Genomic DNA, 16,129 nt, shown 5'->3' with positions numbered 1-16,129 from the left:
TCATCCTCTATAGGGTTCGAGCACGAGATCGCGGTTGACAATGACCCTCACCGGAAATCCCGGCCGAATGGTCAAAGTCGGCTGAATGTTCAGGTTGCGCCGAACCACCTGTTGTCCGGCCTGATTGGCGGCGTCCCCCGCTCCACGGCGAAGCGCCTGAATGATGTCGCTATTGGAGCTATTGCCGTCTGCCCCTGAGTTGACCTCCGTCCCCACGGCGAGCAACGTCGATAGCGCGGCGGCTCCCAATAGCTCCTTCCAGTGATTGTCGACCTCATCCTCAAGGCCGGCGTAGCCAGCTACGTCCGCGCCAGGTTGGCGCTCGAGCACGATGGAACGTCCATTGGGCATGATCAGACGCGTCCAGACGAGGAGTATGCGCGACTGTCCGAACGCGACCTGGCTATCGTAGATCCCGATCAGTCGCGCGCCTTGTGGGATCAGCCGAGCCCTACCGGTCGGAGTATCGTAGACGGCTTCGGTGACTTGCGCCGTGATCTGGCCGGGCAGATCAGACCTGATTCCGGTAATGAGGGCGGCCGGAATGACTGTTCCTGCCTGGACCACGAAGGGCGATACTGGCCTCACCAGGCGATCAGGACTTGTTGTCCGCCGATCCACAGCCCCGTTGACGAATGCAAGCTTGCGATCCTGCCCATTCTGCGCAAATACGTCATCGGAAGACGTCGTCGCGTTCGAAGATGTTTCACTGGATGGTGTTGTTGCCGCCAATGGGCGGACGTTGGTCGAGGCGAATACTTTGCTGATGCGGGCCGCCTCGGTTTCCTGATTGACGCGCTGCTGTTCGGCGTCAGCTACGAGCGAGCCGGATTGCGTCTGGGCTTGGGCTGCGAGGATCGGCCGCCCCAGATCGCCGGGCAAAGGTGGTCCGAGCCGTGGCACGCCATGGGGTATTTCAGCGTAATCCTTAGGGAGAGTCGAAAGTTGATCCGCAATGGTGTGGTGATCAGTCGAATAGAGCTCCTCAGACGTGGGGGTGTGCTTTTCAGGTCTTTGCAGCGACCACAAAACCGCAACGGAGACAACGGTCAGAGCCAAACCGGTGCCAGCAAGCAGCGCCTTCCGGGAGAGGCGGATCACACGCGGCCGTTCGGGTCGCAGCCGCAAGGACTGGGCAAGGTCCGCGGATGCATCTGTTCGCGCCGTCTCGCGCTCCGCGGGATCTCCGCTCGTGGCGCTCATAGCGGCCTCCCGTCGCTTCTTACGATCCGGACTTTCTGCTGGCCTTCACCGCCGAGCCGCAATTCGGCCGCCGCAAACAGCCGATCGACGATGAGGACATTGCCGTAGACGCGGTAGTTGACGATCTCGGTCTTGCCATCAGGTCCAATGACAAAGAGCGGCGGCATCTCGCCCTGAGTGATCCCTACCGAGAATTCGATGTAGACCTTGCGTCCGTCGTCGTAAGCATTGACAGGGCGCCAGGGCGGGCTGTCTCCTGAAATCGCATAGCGATAGCGGCGCTCGGCCGGATCCGGAATATACGGTGTGGCAGCCACCGTTTGAGCGGAAGCGGTTCGAGGTTTGGGATAAAACCAGGCAACCGAAGGCATGTAGGGCTTTTCTCGGGAGCGGAGCTCGATCAGGTAGGTTCGGCGGTCGGTGTTGACGACGAGGTTGGTCGTAATCGACGGGCGGGTTGGCTTGACCATGATATGGACACGGCGTGTATCGCCGCCGCCACTTTCGGTATCACCCACCACCCAGCGCACCGTGTCGCCCGCAGCCACGGGTCCCGAGCCGATCAGTTGTTCCCCCGGCTCGAGCGCAATGTCTGTGATCTGTCCCGGCGCCGCATAGATCTGATAAAGCGCGCCGGGACTATAAGGAAACACCTGTACCGCGTTGAAATACCCCGCCTTGCGCGGTTCGACCCGCGCAGCGTCATTGGCATTCTCGATCCGCTCGACAGGCTCCTTGGACTCAAGCTTCTTGCCGCCCCGCGCCGGCGTCCAGGCTGGCGGCACGTGAAGCGGCTTTGGACGGTCATCGCCCAACGCCGGCAGATCGGGAGAAGGCGGGATCTCGTCATCATAGCTGATCTGCGGCGGCTTGAATGTGGTGCAGCCACCAAGCATACATAGACTGATCAGGAGTGCGGACACGGCGCTTTGTCGGCATTTCCGGGGGCTCGGCATGAAAGCTTGAGGCATCACGATCCGAACTCCTTCGACCAGTTGATCGCGTTGACGTAAATGCCGAGCGGGTTCTTGCGCAGCCGCTCGATATCGCGGGGCGGTTCAATGACGGTCGTGAGGATCGCGCTCCACCGCTCGGTGGCCGCTAACTGCCCGTTCTCGTAATGCCGCTCGGTCCAGGTTAAGCGGAAGCTGTCGACGGAAGCGCGAATGACGCTCGAGACCTCCACAGTGACTTGTGTTTTCCCGACCTTGGCAAAGGGATCGTTGTTACGGGCATAGTCATTCAGCGCGCCAGCGCCACGGTCGGTGGTGAAGTCATAGGCGCGCAGCCAATCCTCGCGCAGTACGATGGCGTCCAGCGGAAGGCCGCGCACATGCTCGATAAAGCGCGCGAGATGGAAGGCGATCTGCGGGTCTTTCGCCTGGTAGCCGGCATTTGCCGGAGCGATGGTTCTTGCCTCGCCCAGATGATCAACTTCGACAACCCAGGGCGTAACCGTTCCCTGCGCCGATTGCCAAACGAGGGCACCCGCAAATCCGGCGCTCAAGAACAAACATGCAAACGCCATCAAGCGCCAGTTTTTGGCCTGCACGCGCGCCGAGCCAATACGATTGTCCCAGACTTGGGCGGCCCTCTGATAGGGCGTGACCGGTCCCGGCGTGCTGCCATAGTGGACGGCCGATCGTTTGAACATGCGGAGATCTCCCTGAAACTAAATGCGCGCCTTGAGCGCCGCCGCGCCCGGAAAGGATGAAAGACGCCTTCACTGGCATCGTTACTCTTGCTCCCTAAGATCGACCGATGCGCCACCGCCTCCGTGGTCGCCGGCACGAACCGCATTTGTCGCGGCTGTCGCGCCCTGGTGTATCGCTTGTGCGCGCTTTGCGCGGCGCGCCCAGGCAGGCATCTCCTGAGAGTTCGCAGATGGTGCATCTGACGCACTCACATCACGAGCCGCGGCGCCGGCGCCGAGACGGGTAGCCAGGAGACGCAAAGGACTTGCCGCGCCAGAGGCGCCTGCTTCCGCGACTCCGGCGAGGCCGCCTGCCCGAAATGCACTAGAGGTTCCGCTCGCGATGGCGGTCGCCCCCCTTGCCGTAGTTCCGATTGCGCCGGCGGCCAGTCCAACGCCACCTGCAGCAAGGCCGGCTCCGGCGGCAACCAATCCTCCTGCCGCAAGACCCGTGCCCACCGCTGCTCCAGCACCAAGCTGCGGTCCGCCGGAAACGATGCCGTTGGCGATGCCGGGTCCGAAAATCCCGAGGCCCAGCAGCGACAATGCAGCAAGGACCAGCGCCATGGCGTCTTCGACCGTTGGCTGGTTGCCTCCGAAGCCGGCCGTGAATTGTGCAAACAGGGTCGATCCGATGCCGACAATGACCGCAAGCATCAGGACCTTGACTCCTGAAGAGATGACGTTGCCGAGCACCCGCTCGGCGGCAAAGGCCGTTTTTCCAAACAGCCCAAATGGGATCAGCACAAATCCGGCGAGTGTCGTCAGCTTGAACTCGATCAGGGTGACGAACAGCTGGATCGCCAGGATGAAGAAGGCGAGCAGCACCACGATCCAGGCGAACAGCAGAACGGTGATCTGAACGAAGTTTTCGAAGAAGCTGACATAGCCCATCAGCCCCGAGATCGATTCAAGGATCGGCCGCCCGGCATCGAGACCAACCTGAGCGATCTTTCCTGGCCTGAAAAAGTCCGCCGACGAAAGGCCGCTTCCGGACGCTTTCAATCCAAGACCGGCGAAACTCTCGAACACGATTCGAGCCAAGCTGTTCCAATTGCCGATGAGGTATGCGAACATACCGACAAACAACGTTTTTCTCACGAGCCGGCCGATGATCTCCTCGTCAGCGCCCCAGGACCAGAACAGGCCGGCGAGCGTAATGTCGATTGCGGCGAGCGTCGTTGCGACATATCCGACTTCACCTCCGACCAGCCCGAAGCCGGAGTCGATGTAGCGGGTGAAGGTCTCCAGGAATTGGTCGATGACGCCGGTGCCGCCCATGGTTCACTCGTCATTGTTGGGAAGGGAGGGATAGCCGGACGGCAGACGGCTCTCGTCCTTGCCGCGCAGAGGCGATGTTGCATCTGGATTAGTTTCGCTAATGCGAGCCCCTGACGACCCGCGGCCAAAGCCGAAGAACGCACGGCGCTTCTCGTCCCAGAGCTTTCGGCACGCGGACAGATCATCTTTCTGCTCGTATTGAACCGTCCGGCACCGCTCGAGCTTTGAGGCGATCGCCTCAGAGGACCCTTGGGCGATCGACGCCCCGGACAGAGTCTGATCTTGATCGCCGCGCAGCCGGATCGCGCAAGCCGCAACAACCAGGACAGCAAGCGTCACCGCCAATACGATCGGGATTCGTTCAAGTCTGTTCTTCGACATTAGTGGAACATCTGCACTGTTGTGGGTTGGTAGCCCTGCCCTTGATTGAGGAATCGCCTGAGCTGCTCCCTGCCCTGATCCTGGGCGGCCGCGCGCTCTGCCTGCTCCAAGGTCTGAGCACGCCCCTGGGCGGCAACTGCCGCCGTGAGATCTGTGAGCTGCTGGTTTTGCAGCGCGAGCAGCTGATTGCCGGCTTGGCTGGCCTGCAGCGCACCACTGGCGCCCTGGCTTGCACTCACAAGGGCCGACATCTGGGTGCGGTTGGTGTCGAGATTGCCGACCACGGTCGCCTGCACGCGCATGGAGTCATGCAAGCCGGCAACCGCGTTCTGCCAGCGTGTTTGCGCATTTGCGATCAGCGCCTGATCCGGCTGGCTCGAAGAAGCCGGCGCATAGGTGGTTGAGAACGCGCGGTCGATCTGCCCGACATCATAAGCGATCCGCTGCGCCTGCCCGAGCAATTGCTGGGTACGCTGAACTGACTGCTCGAGCTGCTGCAATGAAGAATACGGCAGGCTCGCCAGGTTCTTGGCCTGGTTGATCAGCATCAGCGCCTGGTTTTGCAGCGATGTGATCTGATTATTGATCTGCTGCAACTCGCGGGCTGCCGTCAGCACGTTCTGTGCGTAGTTGTTGGGATCGAACACGATCCACTGTGCCGTGGCCCGTTCTGGCACTTGGACGATGGCAGCGGCGATTGAACCCGCCGCTACAAGCTGAATTAGAAGTCGCATCAGAGGCTCCCCATCTTTGCAAGTTGTGGAATAAGGTCGCAGGCCCAGGCGAGCTCTCGCGCTTTGAGCCAAGCTGTCACGAAATTCTCCCGGCCGTGCTCGGCTAGGACCTGATCCATCAGGGCCTGATCGGCCTTCGAGGAGCTCGCCGTGAACGCGAGCGCGACCTCACCTAAGCCCAGCTCGAACAGGCGATTGCCCCGACGAGACTGGCAGTAGTAGTCCCGCTTCGGTGTTGCGCGAGCGAGAATGTCGATCTGCCGGTCATTGAGCCCAAAGCGGCGGTAGATTGCCGTGATCTGCGGCTCGATGGCGCGGTCGTTGGGCAGCAGGATTCGGGTCGGACAGCTTTCGATGATCGCCGGTGCAATGGGCGAGCCATCGATGTCGGCAAGCGACTGGGTCGCAAACACGACTGAAGCGTTCTTCTTGCGAAGCGTCTTCAGCCATTCGCGCAGTTGCCCGGCAAAATGGGCATCATCGAGCGCGAGCCAGCCCTCATCGATGATGAGGAGGGTGGGTCGGCCGTCAAAGCGGTCCTCAATCCGATGAAACAGATAGGAAAGGACGGCAGGGGCGGCCGCAGTTCCGATCAGCCCATCGGTCTCGAACACCTGGACGGAGGAGCCGCCGAGATGCTCGCCTTCCGCGTCAAGCAGGCGTTCATATGAACCGCCCAGACAATAGGGTTGCAGCGCACGCTTCACCATATTGGACTGAAGAAGCACCGCTAGCCCTGTAAGGGTGCGCTCACCGGCAGGCGCGGAGGCCAGGGAGGTGAGCGCAGACCATATGTGCTCTCTGATCTCAGGCGTGACCTCGACCCGTTCTCGCGATAGAATCGAGGCAATCCACTCGGCCGCCCAGCCGCGTTCGGAGACGTCGTCGATTTTTGCCAGCGGTTGCAAGGCAACAAAGTCAGCGGATTCTTCCGCGACCGCGCCGCCAAGATCATGCCAGTCACCGCCCATTGCGATGGCCGCGGCCCGGATCGAGGCACCAAAGTCGAAGGCGTAGATCTGTGCCTCCGGATAGCGGCGGAACTGCAGGGCCATCAGCGCCAGGAGCACAGACTTGCCGGCGCCGGTCGGCCCTACAATAAGAGTGTGGCCGACATCGCCGACATGTAAGGAAAACCGAAACGGCGTCGATCCCTCGGTCTTGCCAAAGAACAGAGGCGGCGCCTTGAAGTGATGGTCCCTCACCTCCCCGGCCCATACGGCCGATAGAGGGATCATATGAGCCAAGTTGAGGGTCGAAATCGGCGGCTGGCGGACGTTGGCATAGACGTGTCCGGGCAGGCTGCCGAGCCAAGCCTCGACCGCATTGACCGTCTCGACCATGCAGGTGAAGTCGCGCCCCTGGATCACTTTTTCGACGAGGCGCAGCTTTTCGTCGGCTGCGCGCGAACTGCTGTCCCAGACGGTCACGGTTGCAGTGACGAAGGCTTCGCCGATTTGATCTGAGCCCAATTCCTGAAGGGCTGCATCGGCATCGATCGCTTTATTGTTCGCGTCGGTGTCGAGAAGAGCCGACGCTTCGTTGGTCATCACCTCTTTGAGGATCGCCGCGATCGACTTGCGCTTGGCAAACCACTGACGCCGGATTTTTGTGAGAAGCTTTGCCGCATCGGCCTTGTCGAGCATGATGGCTCGGGTCGACCAGCGATATGGGAAAGCCAAGCGGTTGAGATCATCGAGAATCCCCGGCGTCGTCGCAGTTGGAAACCCCACCACGGTTAGAACACGGATGTGGGCGTGGCCCAATATCGGCGCTAGCCCACAGGTTAGCGCTTGATCAGCGAGCAAGGCATCAAGGTACATGGGAATTTCGGGCACTCGGACCCGATGCCGTTTGGTCGAAATGGTGGAATGCAGGTAGGTCAGCGTGGCCTCGTCATCGAGCCAACCGCATTCCGGCATGAATCCTTCGACGAGCTGGAGGACGCGATTGGTGCGATCCAGAAAGCCGCTCAGCAACTCCCGCGAATCTGCACCAGCCGTCCGATGCCCCCCCTCATAGAGCAGCCGTTCTGCAACAGCGGCGCTCTCGGCTGGCGGCAGATAGAGGAAGGTCAGATAGTAGCTCGACTCGTAGTGAGCTCCCTCCTCTTCGAACTGGGCCTTTCGCTCGGCGTCGACCAGGGCAGAGGCCACGTCGGGAAAGGTGTTCGGAGGATAGGCGCCTGCGGCATGGCGCTGCGCCTCCACGAACACAGCCCAGCCGGATCCGAGACGGCGCAGCGCATTGTTCAATCGGCTGGCAACGGCGACAAGTTCTGCCGGCACGGCGCTCTCGAGATCAGGCCCCCGAAACCTTGCCGTACGCTGAAACGAGCCATCCTTATTGAGGACGACCCCCTCATCGACGAGCGCGGCCCAGGGCAGAAAGTCGGCAAGACGCGTGTTTGAGCGTTGATATTCGGCGAGATTCATCATGGGACAATTCACGTGTTGAGGTGGCCGGGGACGCGGACGTGGCGGCGCACGACTTCGACGAATTCGGGATCGCGCTTGGCGGCCCAGACGGCAGCCATATGGCCGATGAACCAGAGCAGGAGGCCCGCAATCCAAAGCCGCAAGCCCAAGCCAAGCGCCGCCGCCAGGGTGCCGTTGAGGATCGCGACCGACCGCGGAGCGCCACCCATCAGAATCGGTTCCGTCAAGGCGCGATGGACAGGCGCGACAAAACCTGGAACTTCATCCATCAGATCACCACTCCGCCGCCAAAGGAGAAGAACGACAGGAAGAAGCTCGAGGCGGCAAAGGCGATCGATAGACCGAACACGATCTGCACCAGCCGCCGGAATCCTCCCGAGGTATCGCCAAATGCCAGTGACAGCCCGGTCACGATGATGATGATGACTGCAAGGATCTTGGCGACGGGCCCCTCAACCGATTGCAGGATCTGGTTGAGCGGCTGCTCCCACGGCATGTTCGAGCCAGCGGCCCAGGCGGGAAGCGCGCAGGTGGACGAGAGGGCAGATGCCGCGATGGCAATGAGGCGCTTGTTGCGGGGCGATCGAAAGCTCATGGTTGATCTCCTATTGCTGAAAGGCTGTAGTCACCGGAGGGCCCGAGCCCCGAGACGCGAGCAAGCTCGGCGAGGCGGCGATCGGCGCCGCGGCCAACAAGCACGGCGATGACATTGATCGTTTCGGCAATGAGCGCGCGTGGAACCGTGACCACAGCCTCCTGGATGAGCTGCTCAAGCCGGCGCAGCGCACCAAGAGCGGTGCCGGCATGGATGGTCCCGATGCCGCCGGGATGGCCTGTCCCCCAGGCCTTGAGGAGATCAAGAGCTTCGGCGCCGCGCACCTCGCCGATCGGAATACGATCGGGCCGCAGGCGCAGCGAGGCGCGGACAAGATCGGACAGCGAGACCACGCCGTCGCGGGTGCGCAAGGCAACGAGATTCGGCGCTTTACATTGAAGTTCTCTCGTATCTTCAATGAGAACCACGCGGTCCGACGTCTTGGCGACCTCCGCGAGAAGTGCATTTGTCAGGGTGGTTTTCCCAGTGGAGGTACCGCCCGCGACAAGGATGTTGTGGCGAGCGGCGACGGCCGTTCGAAGAGCGCCGGCCTGCGCAGTGGTCATGGTCCCGGCGGCGGCATAGTCGTCCAGGGAGAATACAGCCACGGCCGGCTTGCGGATCGCGAACGCGGGGGCGGTAACGACGGGCGGTAGCAGACCTTCAAATCGCTCCCCGGTCTCCGGTAGCTCGGCCGAGACACGTGGCGCACCCGCATGAACCTCGGCGCCGACGTGGTGAGCGACCAGCCGAATGATCCGTTCCCCGGCGGAAGCGGACAGGCCTTCGCCGGTCTCGGTCAGGCCACTCGACAGCCGATCGATCCACAGTCGACCGTCTGGGTTGAGCATCACCTCGACAATCAAAGGATCTTCCAAAAAGCGCCCGATCGCGGGACCAAGCGCAGTGCGCAGCATGCGTGCTCCGCGTGAGACCACCTCCGGCTGAAACGACTTCATCGTCATCGATGCCCCAAGAGCTGAGGCACCTCAGGCGGCCTCAGATGGGTATGATTAGAAGAGCAGGGCCTTCATTGGCGCAACGCACGGCGCGTGGCGATCGTAGGTTGGCGTAGGAAAAGAAAGATCGAAAAAGATGCTTGGACTCGCAGAGTCGTTGACGCTCTCGCCGATCAGGCGAGGGAGTGGAATTAGCCGATACGGCTCGCGCTACCAGTCCACGTCTTCAGGCTCGAAGACGTCAGCTTCTGCTGATGTCGCGGATGCCTCAACCGGGGCTCTATTTGGTTCGGGATCGCGGAGAAAGAATTTGGCGAGCCGGCCGCCCAAACTATCAAGCCATGGGAATATGAACCAGCCTAGCGCCAGAACCTGCACCCCAACGGCGGATGCGAACGCGACCTGGTAAGCAATGATCGGATAGTGGCCTTCCTGAACGGACCATTGGTCAAGGACGAGTCCGGTCCCGTATTGGACGATGAAACACCAGCCGAAGTGAAGAACGTTCAAGCCTGCATTTGCTCTGCCGGTGAGCTCTCTTGGAAAATATTCCGCTACGGTCGCATAGCTGAGGACCGTCGCTGCACCGACTATCGAGATGACGATCCATGGCAATAGCGATGGCAACGGCGCCCGCAGGATCAACGCAAGCTCAGCCCCTACAAATAGCACTGTCACAGCTCCGAACAGAGCTTCCGAGCCAATTCCACGTCGGCCTAGCCAATCAGACAACGCACCAAGTAGCAAGGCGCCGCCGCTGGTCCCGAGTGCCATGATGAAGAGACGGGTGATCGAGGATTCGCGGCTGACCCCTTCGACGTTCGTCATCCAAGGTGCTGCCCACAAGGCCTGCAATGACCAGGCTGACCCAATACAGCTTGCCGAAAGCGGTGCTATCCGCCAGAAGCGCCGGTCTGTGTAGATCGCGCTTAGCTCAATTGCGGTCGGCTGACTTACCCGTGGTCGCGCGGCCTCAGGAACCGTCCAAAAGATGAGGAGGGCCGAGGCGAAACTCGCAAACGCCAAGAGCTCAAACAGACCACGCCAGCCCGTATATTCCAACAGCCACTGGGCTGGCGTTGTTGCAGTCACTGCACCGAGGGCGCCGAACATCATCATGTAGCCATTGACCAGGGCAATACGCTCCCTTGGAAACCAGGTGACAATGGCCTTCAGCCCAGCCATGGCTGCAGCCGAGACACCGATGCCGATCATGGCACGCGCGACCAGAAGTTCCAGAAATCCCGTGGACGCTCCAAATAGAGCCGCCCCGCCGCCGGCAATCATGAGGAGCACGCTCTGGACCCGACGTGGACCAAACCGATCTAGCAGTGTTCCGATCGGAATCTGGACGCCCGCGAACACCAGAAAATAAACCGACGTCAGCAGGCCAAGATTGGCAGCATCGAGACCCAGATCAGCTGAGAGCTGTCCCGAGATCAGCGTGTTGATGGTCCGGAACAAATAGGAAAGGTAATAGCCGGCCACGAAAGGAAGGAAAACACAGCCGATCAAGCGCCACGTCGGAAGTTGGCGGCTAGCGTCGGATTGGGAAGTATTGAGATTGGATAGGCCGTTCGTGGCTTCTTGCGCGCGGATCCCGCGGTTGCCGGCCGATTTAGCCGAACGCGTTTGGCAGATGTTGAAAGTTGCCGCTGCTGCCGCCCTCCTCGGCGGCAGCGTTCATGTCGGCGTTTGCGTCTGGAATGATGGCGGCAGGGCCCTCCTGGGCAGAGTCCGCAGAAATTTGCGAAACATCGTCAGGCGCATAGCTGCGAGCATGCGAGGCGTTGATTTGGCCGATCGTCTCTCGCAGTAAAGACCGGTTCGAGCCCACGCGCCGGTCGACCTGTTCGGCCAGCGTCTTGAATCGCTCCTGGCCAAGTGCACACGCTTCACGCTGCTGTGATTGCGGTATCTGAGGTGTGACGGTGAGATGATAACGGGCGTGCAGCGCAACCGTCTCGGCAATCATGCGGACCTCGCCATCCAACCGTTCAAGTTGCCCGTTTATCCGATCGAGCGCCTCATGAATGAGATCTTCGATCGGCGGCGCGGGATCAAGAAAGCGTTCAAGAGCTGCCTCCACGACCGTGCTCTTCCCAACGCCAGGCCGGTGCGTTGCAATTTCGAGACGGCGGAAAATCTGTTCGGAAAGCTGGACGCTGACCTTTCTCGTTACGGCAGGGGTTTGCTGTCTCGTGCTCTCGGCAGCATCGGCTCGGGTCAAATTTGGCACGTTTGCTTCATCGAGCGCCGTTTCAAAGCTCATGCCCGGCTCCTCCCGGATACAGAAAAGGTCCAGCACGCCCATGGTTGAGCGCAGCGGAATCGGTTCGAAATGACAGTGATTGCCCCACCGATGATGGGACGACACAAAGGGCAGGACGGCTGCTCGTTTCAATCGCCGGAAAATTGAAAGCGTAGTCTGGCGTAGCCAAAGAAAGGAACGGCGGTCTCGTGGGATAGGAGTTGTTGCCCGGTTGTTCGCCCCGCCGCCATGTCCAAGCTCACGTCCCTCACCAAAGTCTGCCCCGCGCGTTGCGCCGACCAAAGGTTTGGCAAAATGCATCGCAACGCGCGCGTGGTTTCGCCGCCTTCGCCTTTTAAACCGTATCTAGCAAAGTCGGGAGGCCTGTTCGTTTCCCGGGGACACACCAATTGAACCGCCCGGGGTTTGCTGGAGATTCCAACTCCTGGGAGGATGGAGCCATGATGAGCAAGACGACGAGCAAGTTTTCGCCCGAAGTCCGGCTGACTTTCGACCTTGTTGACTTTGCAACTGTCATCGTCATCGGACGTGCTGCGCACATAGGCCCGGTTGTAGACGGAGCCAGCGATCCTGCATCCGTCGGCGGTAGCGGTCTGAGCCCAGATACCCTCAAACGGATAGCTTTGCGCACCTTGTGCGCCCGCCATGTCGATCGTTAAAGCCGTTGTAACGCCGCACGCGAGGAGGACAGCGACGGTCTTCATGGCCTGCCCTCGCGCACGGCCTCGAGCATCTCGCGATGCCGACGCTCCTGGTTATCGTTGTTGACGACAACCACCGCCCAGATGGCGGCGGGCAGCCAGCCGATGACGGTGATCTGGAGAAGCAGGCAGAGTATTCCCTGGCCGATGCGGCCACGGATGAACAGCGCCAGCCAAGGCAGCAGGATAGCTACGGCAATCATGGAAGGTCCCCCCGAGGAAAACCGCTAGGCATCTTTAAGACGCCAACGCCGCTTGCCGAGTCGTTTCAATACGTTGCATGCTTGGTTGAGCATCGGCGCGCTTTTCCTTTTCGGAATTATTGTGCGCTTCAGGGCCGAAGGCGTAAATCAGGAGTAATGCAAGGGCTGCGGCATGATCTACGGCTATGCCAGGGTCAGCACTGGAGGCCAGTCATTGGCGGCCCAGCACGATGCCCTTGGCCTGGAGGCTAGCCGGATATTCGCCGAAAAAATCAGCGGCGCCGAGTCGAACCGGCCCCACCTCAAGAGGCTGCTTCGCAGTGTAAGAGCGGGCGACGTGGTGGTCGTGACGCGCCTAGACCGCATGGCGCGATCAACACGCGACCTCCTGAACATCCTCGCCGAGCTGGATCATAAGAAAGCGGGTTTCCGGTCTTTGAATGACCCGTGGGCGGATACAACGACGCCGCAGGGGCGGCTTATCGTTACCATCATGGGCGGCATGGCCGAGTTCGAGCGCGAGCTGATCCGCGCCCGAACGAACGAAGGGAGGGCCAGAGCGGTCGCAGCGGGGGTCAAGCTGGGGCGCCGCCCAAAACTCACCCTGGCACAGCGTCAATCCGCGTTGGCGCGACGCGCGGCGGGGGAGAAGCATCAAGTTATTGCCAGCGCTTTCAACGTAAGCTGCTCGACAATATCCCGGTTGAAGCCGATGGATGGACAGCCTTATTGGATGCCGAATTTGGATGGGAAGTACAATGAGACTTGATCCGAACCGGCTGATACTTGTCCTCGCGGTTCTAATCCTTGCCGGAATGGCGGGTGCGTGGAATTACCGGCTTGAAATCGGTAGAGAGGGCCTAAAGTTTGAGACCAACTTGGCGAAGGCCCCTTCGCGCTCCATAGAATAGGGCCATAATAGGGCTCGCAAAAGCTGGGGGCTTGACGATTCAGCCCTCGATACCCATAATATATGCAAATGGATCGGGCTTTCTCGGTCGGCGTCGTGGCTCTGGGCAACCGGGGCCTTTCGCTTTTTAGGGGAAGATTTTCAAGCCGTAGCCGGTCGCACTCCCCTTGCCGTCTTTCCTCAGTTTCTTCTCGATAATATCGTAGGCGCGATTTGGCTGGTCAGGCGTGATGACGCGCCGGGCAATCGGTTGTGCGACCAGGTCGGCGAATTGCAACCCGGTCGAGTTGTGCTTTTTATCCATGAACCGAATCTCGAAGTTCGGCATTTTTCCGGCCTGGTTGTTTCCGTCGCAGATTCGGCGGAACTCCAACTCAAGTCTTGCATCCTCTTTGGCGCCACGGCACTCGACGAGCAAGAAAGTGGTCTTGTCCAGCTGCCCCAGGTCGCGCAAAAAATAGAAAAGCCGTTCCATGCAGAACACGAGGGCAATTTCATAGGGATCGCGCGGCTCGGTGTATTTCTTCTTGTGAGCGACTTTGTCGATTACTGCCGCGATGACAGTAACGGCGCCCCTTCAATAGCCTTATTCACCTGATCGATGAACGCGGCGCGGGTTTTAGCCTCGCGCAGGATATTGAAGTCGCCGTGTTGCTTCCTGATCTCGTATCCGCGCAGTACGATTGCGTCGTGTCCTCAAAATTCAAACTTGAGGCGCTGAACGCTTGGCACGACCGTCTCAACGAAGTCGGATTTCCTGAAAACGCAGAATGCCAGCGAGAACACTGGAAAATTGGGGTCGATCGATTGCAGGCTGTGGTCGCCGCTCTCATCGACATAAACGACATAATCACTGAATGGCATGCAGCTTACTACCACGGCAACCTACAATCGGCGACCCGAGAATTCGCGCGTTGATACTGGAACGGGCTTTGCAAAAGCAAAACCTGCCCCCTTAGCTCCGACTAGCGGATGATGCGGCTCTCATCTCGATTCGATGAGAATCAATCCCCTTGCAGGGAAACTTCGCGATAAGCGCCCACTTCAGAGCGACGTCCTTCGACTGTAAAATCGATACCCACCCGCCGATTCGCAGGGCAATCGTGAAGGGACCCGCCCGAATGACGATTCAGAGATATGGTGTTGGCGACCGCGTCAGATTTCAACCCTACACGCAGGAAGCCGCGGAGGTTGACTACGTCACCGGTGTTGTACTCGAGCCACGACGGGATATCCCGCTCGTCGGCCAATGGGTCGACATCGATTTTCAAGGAGTCAGGCGACGTGGGGTGTCAACGGCCAAGCTTGAGCTCGTCCGACGAGCGCCGAAAGATGCGTATGATGATCGCTACACTGAAGATCACGAAGCAGTTGATCGCGAGCGTGATTGGCGGCGGCTGAAATAATGTCCGGCTATTGGGAATACCGGACCAAGCGCGGCACATTTCGAATCGTCCCGCGAGCGCGGTCGTTTCATCCGTTCTTCGAAGACGAGGATCTGGGGGCTTATCACTCAGCTGCGGCCGCCCTGGACGACCTCGTTGGAGGGCACACCTACTTTCCTTCGAACGGTCTGGACCCATCCACGTGCGGCCTACCTGACGACATTTCAGAGTGGTCTTTTGTCAGGACAGGCTAAAGAGTGCGTCCCGCCGAGCCGAGGAAGATGACCGCAACATGGTTGGGAAGACGAAAGCGCGATGAATCCACTTGGCTGGAAACGCGAACACCAAGTTGCACTCCTCGTCGCATCGGCAGTCGGCGCCTTTGTCGTTAGGGTGAGCGCAGACCCTCGGATGGAAACGTTGTTTGGCGGGCAAGCTGAAGTGACGCGCGTCGGACTCTAAAAGTGGAGTTGTCGTCGTCCAACCGAACTGCGGCTTAGTGCGTGCTTTCACTCTCGCAAAGCTACTTGTTGCGCATCCGGCCGTTCGCGTCCGCTACTCCGTGTTTGCCAGGATGAATTGCGACCATTCGACCGTCCGGCCCCTGCAGACCGTGACATCCCTTCGGTATCGCTGCCATTCGGCCGTCGCGACCTTCGAGACCATGACCGCCCGCTGGTATGGCGGCCATCCTCCCATCTCGGCCCTCCAAGCCATGGCCACCTCTCGGAATTGCCACCATCCGGCCGTCTCGACCCTGCAAACCGTGTCCTCCGGCGGGGATAGCGGCCATCCGGCCATCGCGCCCCTCCAAGCCATGACCTCCCTTTGGGATCGCCACCATGTGACCGTCGCGACCTTGGAGCCCATGGCCGCCGTCTGGAATAGTGACCGATACCCCGTCGCGCCCCTTCAGCTTGTGCGGCATTCAACCCTCCAGCAATTTGTAGCTTCTTACTTAGATATACTCGCGCCAAATAAGTAGGGGCCCCGTGAGGATTGTTCATCGCGCCGATGCGGTCGGTGTGGTCGCAAAAGCGCCCTGGGGCTTCGCCCGCACTCGGGAGCGCTATTTGCAGCGTCACGCGAGTGCTTAGTTCACCTTGACCGGCTCATGCCGGAATCCGGCTTAAAGCCGATGGAAAGCCCCTCGCCTCACCGGCACGGCCGGGTCAAGGCCGCGTAGCGCCCGCAGGGCTTGGCCTTGATGCGGTCGGGACCGGTGTGGCTCTCGCCTATCAAACAGCGAAGCAACGCGGAGCCGGAATATGCACCCGGACAGCATCAGTGATAGCGATAGCCGCAGGCGGATGCTGGACCGAGTGCAACCGCGAGACCGGTAAAGAAGGCACCCGGCGCGCGCATTAGTGATAG

18 protein-coding genes are annotated in these 16,129 nt (G+C 60.4%); 2 read left to right on the top strand and 16 right to left on the bottom strand.

The features are described 5' to 3' along the window. From NLM31_RS07235 to NLM31_RS07170, 14 genes are all read right to left on the bottom strand, one after another. A complete protein-coding gene (locus NLM31_RS07235; RefSeq protein WP_254191871.1) occupies positions 1–1,203 on the bottom strand; it encodes a TrbI/VirB10 family protein in 1,203 nt (400 codons plus the stop codon). Beyond that, positions 1,200–2,159: a P-type conjugative transfer protein TrbG gene (gene trbG, locus NLM31_RS07230; RefSeq protein ID WP_375167537.1), complete on the bottom strand. Its 960-nt coding sequence runs from the start codon at positions 2,157–2,159 to the stop codon at positions 1,200–1,202. Before trbG ends, NLM31_RS07235 begins: the two co-directional genes overlap by 4 nt. A 14-nt stretch (positions 2,160–2,173) precedes the next feature. Further along, positions 2,174–2,857 (bottom strand): conjugal transfer protein TrbF, encoded by a 684-nt coding sequence (trbF, locus tag NLM31_RS07225; RefSeq protein ID WP_254191869.1) that lies wholly within the window; start codon positions 2,855–2,857, stop codon positions 2,174–2,176. An 81-nt stretch (positions 2,858–2,938) separates the two neighbouring features. Beyond that, a complete protein-coding gene (gene trbL / locus NLM31_RS07220; RefSeq protein ID WP_254191868.1) occupies positions 2,939–4,177 on the bottom strand; it encodes a P-type conjugative transfer protein TrbL in 1,239 nt (412 codons plus the stop codon). A 3-nt stretch (positions 4,178–4,180) separates the two neighbouring features. Continuing rightward, positions 4,181–4,558, bottom strand: coding sequence for a putative entry exclusion protein TrbK-alt (trbK-alt, locus tag NLM31_RS07215; RefSeq protein WP_254191867.1), 378 nt, complete (start codon positions 4,556–4,558; stop codon positions 4,181–4,183). After that, positions 4,558–5,292 carry a P-type conjugative transfer protein TrbJ gene (gene trbJ / locus NLM31_RS07210; protein WP_254191866.1) on the bottom strand — a complete coding sequence of 245 codons (735 nt, stop codon included), beginning with the start codon at positions 5,290–5,292 and terminating at the stop codon, positions 4,558–4,560. The genes trbK-alt and trbJ overlap by 1 nt, the downstream gene beginning before the upstream one ends. Continuing rightward, a complete protein-coding gene (gene trbE, locus NLM31_RS07205; protein ID WP_254191865.1) occupies positions 5,292–7,730 on the bottom strand; it encodes a conjugal transfer protein TrbE in 2,439 nt (812 codons plus the stop codon). The genes trbJ and trbE overlap by 1 nt, the downstream gene beginning before the upstream one ends. 8 nt (positions 7,731–7,738) lie before the next feature. Then, entirely contained in the window at positions 7,739–7,999 is a 261-nt protein-coding gene (locus NLM31_RS07200; protein WP_027528758.1) for a VirB3 family type IV secretion system protein, read from the bottom strand. Then, positions 7,999–8,325 carry a TrbC/VirB2 family protein gene (locus NLM31_RS07195; protein ID WP_254191864.1) on the bottom strand — a complete coding sequence of 109 codons (327 nt, stop codon included), beginning with the start codon at positions 8,323–8,325 and terminating at the stop codon, positions 7,999–8,001. The genes NLM31_RS07200 and NLM31_RS07195 overlap by 1 nt, the downstream gene beginning before the upstream one ends. After that, positions 8,322–9,242 carry a P-type conjugative transfer ATPase TrbB gene (trbB, locus tag NLM31_RS07190; RefSeq protein WP_254191863.1) on the bottom strand — a complete coding sequence of 307 codons (921 nt, stop codon included), beginning with the start codon at positions 9,240–9,242 and terminating at the stop codon, positions 8,322–8,324. Before trbB ends, NLM31_RS07195 begins: the two co-directional genes overlap by 4 nt. A 252-nt stretch (positions 9,243–9,494) precedes the next feature. Then, positions 9,495–10,799, bottom strand: a complete 1,305-nt coding sequence (locus NLM31_RS07185; protein ID WP_256561109.1) for an MFS transporter — start codon at positions 10,797–10,799, stop codon at positions 9,495–9,497. Positions 10,800–10,902: 103 nt separating this feature from the next. Further along, positions 10,903–11,556: a hypothetical protein gene (locus NLM31_RS07180; protein WP_254191862.1), complete on the bottom strand. Its 654-nt coding sequence runs from the start codon at positions 11,554–11,556 to the stop codon at positions 10,903–10,905. 128 nt (positions 11,557–11,684) lie between these two features. Next, positions 11,685–12,260 carry a hypothetical protein gene (locus tag NLM31_RS07175; RefSeq protein WP_254191861.1) on the bottom strand — a complete coding sequence of 192 codons (576 nt, stop codon included), beginning with the start codon at positions 12,258–12,260 and terminating at the stop codon, positions 11,685–11,687. Further along, positions 12,257–12,460, bottom strand: a complete 204-nt coding sequence (locus tag NLM31_RS07170; RefSeq protein WP_254191860.1) for a YqaE/Pmp3 family membrane protein — start codon at positions 12,458–12,460, stop codon at positions 12,257–12,259. Before NLM31_RS07170 ends, NLM31_RS07175 begins: the two co-directional genes overlap by 4 nt. 172 nt (positions 12,461–12,632) lie before the next feature. Between NLM31_RS07170 and NLM31_RS07165 the strand changes: the two genes are divergently transcribed. Next, on the top strand, positions 12,633–13,229 hold the full coding sequence (locus NLM31_RS07165; RefSeq protein WP_254191859.1) for a recombinase family protein: 597 nt from the start codon (positions 12,633–12,635) through the stop codon (positions 13,227–13,229). 268 nt (positions 13,230–13,497) lie between these two features. Here the strand turns inward: NLM31_RS07165 and NLM31_RS07160 are convergent, their stop codons facing one another. Together NLM31_RS07160 and NLM31_RS43330 are read right to left on the bottom strand one after the other, a co-directional pair. After that, positions 13,498–13,845 (bottom strand): DUF3800 domain-containing protein, encoded by a 348-nt coding sequence (locus NLM31_RS07160; protein ID WP_375143535.1) that lies wholly within the window; start codon positions 13,843–13,845, stop codon positions 13,498–13,500. Positions 13,846–14,066: 221 nt separating this feature from the next. Beyond that, positions 14,067–14,234 carry a DUF3800 domain-containing protein gene (locus NLM31_RS43330; protein WP_375143534.1) on the bottom strand — a complete coding sequence of 56 codons (168 nt, stop codon included), beginning with the start codon at positions 14,232–14,234 and terminating at the stop codon, positions 14,067–14,069. A gap of 257 nt (positions 14,235–14,491) precedes the next feature. On the opposite strand from NLM31_RS43330, the gene NLM31_RS07150 reads away from it, so the two are divergent. After that, complete coding sequence (locus NLM31_RS07150; protein WP_254128616.1) at positions 14,492–14,776, top strand: hypothetical protein; 285 nt, start codon at positions 14,492–14,494, stop codon at positions 14,774–14,776. The last annotated feature ends 1,353 nt before the right edge of the window (positions 14,777–16,129 follow it).

The sequence above is a fragment of the Bradyrhizobium sp. CCGUVB4N genome, from assembly GCF_024199945.1.
Classification (GTDB): domain Bacteria; phylum Pseudomonadota; class Alphaproteobacteria; order Rhizobiales; family Xanthobacteraceae; genus Bradyrhizobium.
This window is presented reverse-complemented; position numbering and strand designations above follow the sequence as displayed.

Excerpts from the sequence above, each read along its gene's own strand:
- NLM31_RS07160 (WP_375143535.1), bottom strand. The coding sequence starts at position 13,845 with ATGGAACGGCTTTTCTATTTTTTGCGCGACCTGGGGCAGCTGGACAAG.
- NLM31_RS07235 (WP_254191871.1), bottom strand. The coding sequence starts at position 1,203 with ATGAGCGCCACGAGCGGAGATCCCGCGGAGCGCGAGACGGCGCGAACA.
- trbB (WP_254191863.1), bottom strand. The coding sequence starts at position 9,242 with ATGCTGCGCACTGCGCTTGGTCCCGCGATCGGGCGCTTTTTGGAAGAT.
- trbL (WP_254191868.1), bottom strand. The coding sequence starts at position 4,177 with ATGGGCGGCACCGGCGTCATCGACCAATTCCTGGAGACCTTCACCCGC.
- NLM31_RS07150 (WP_254128616.1), top strand. The coding sequence starts at position 14,492 with ATGACGATTCAGAGATATGGTGTTGGCGACCGCGTCAGATTTCAACCC.
- trbG (WP_375167537.1), bottom strand. The coding sequence starts at position 2,159 with ATGCCGAGCCCCCGGAAATGCCGACAAAGCGCCGTGTCCGCACTCCTG.
- trbJ (WP_254191866.1), bottom strand. The coding sequence starts at position 5,292 with ATGCGACTTCTAATTCAGCTTGTAGCGGCGGGTTCAATCGCCGCTGCC.
- NLM31_RS07200 (WP_027528758.1), bottom strand. The coding sequence starts at position 7,999 with ATGGATGAAGTTCCAGGTTTTGTCGCGCCTGTCCATCGCGCCTTGACG.
- NLM31_RS07170 (WP_254191860.1), bottom strand. The coding sequence starts at position 12,460 with ATGATTGCCGTAGCTATCCTGCTGCCTTGGCTGGCGCTGTTCATCCGT.
- NLM31_RS07180 (WP_254191862.1), bottom strand. The coding sequence starts at position 11,556 with ATGAGCTTTGAAACGGCGCTCGATGAAGCAAACGTGCCAAATTTGACC.
- NLM31_RS07175 (WP_254191861.1), bottom strand. The coding sequence starts at position 12,260 with ATGAAGACCGTCGCTGTCCTCCTCGCGTGCGGCGTTACAACGGCTTTA.
- trbK-alt (WP_254191867.1), bottom strand. The coding sequence starts at position 4,558 with ATGTCGAAGAACAGACTTGAACGAATCCCGATCGTATTGGCGGTGACG.
- NLM31_RS07165 (WP_254191859.1), top strand. The coding sequence starts at position 12,633 with ATGATCTACGGCTATGCCAGGGTCAGCACTGGAGGCCAGTCATTGGCG.
- NLM31_RS43330 (WP_375143534.1), bottom strand. The coding sequence starts at position 14,234 with ATGCCATTCAGTGATTATGTCGTTTATGTCGATGAGAGCGGCGACCAC.
- trbE (WP_254191865.1), bottom strand. The coding sequence starts at position 7,730 with ATGATGAATCTCGCCGAATATCAACGCTCAAACACGCGTCTTGCCGAC.
- trbF (WP_254191869.1), bottom strand. The coding sequence starts at position 2,857 with ATGTTCAAACGATCGGCCGTCCACTATGGCAGCACGCCGGGACCGGTC.
- NLM31_RS07195 (WP_254191864.1), bottom strand. The coding sequence starts at position 8,325 with ATGAGCTTTCGATCGCCCCGCAACAAGCGCCTCATTGCCATCGCGGCA.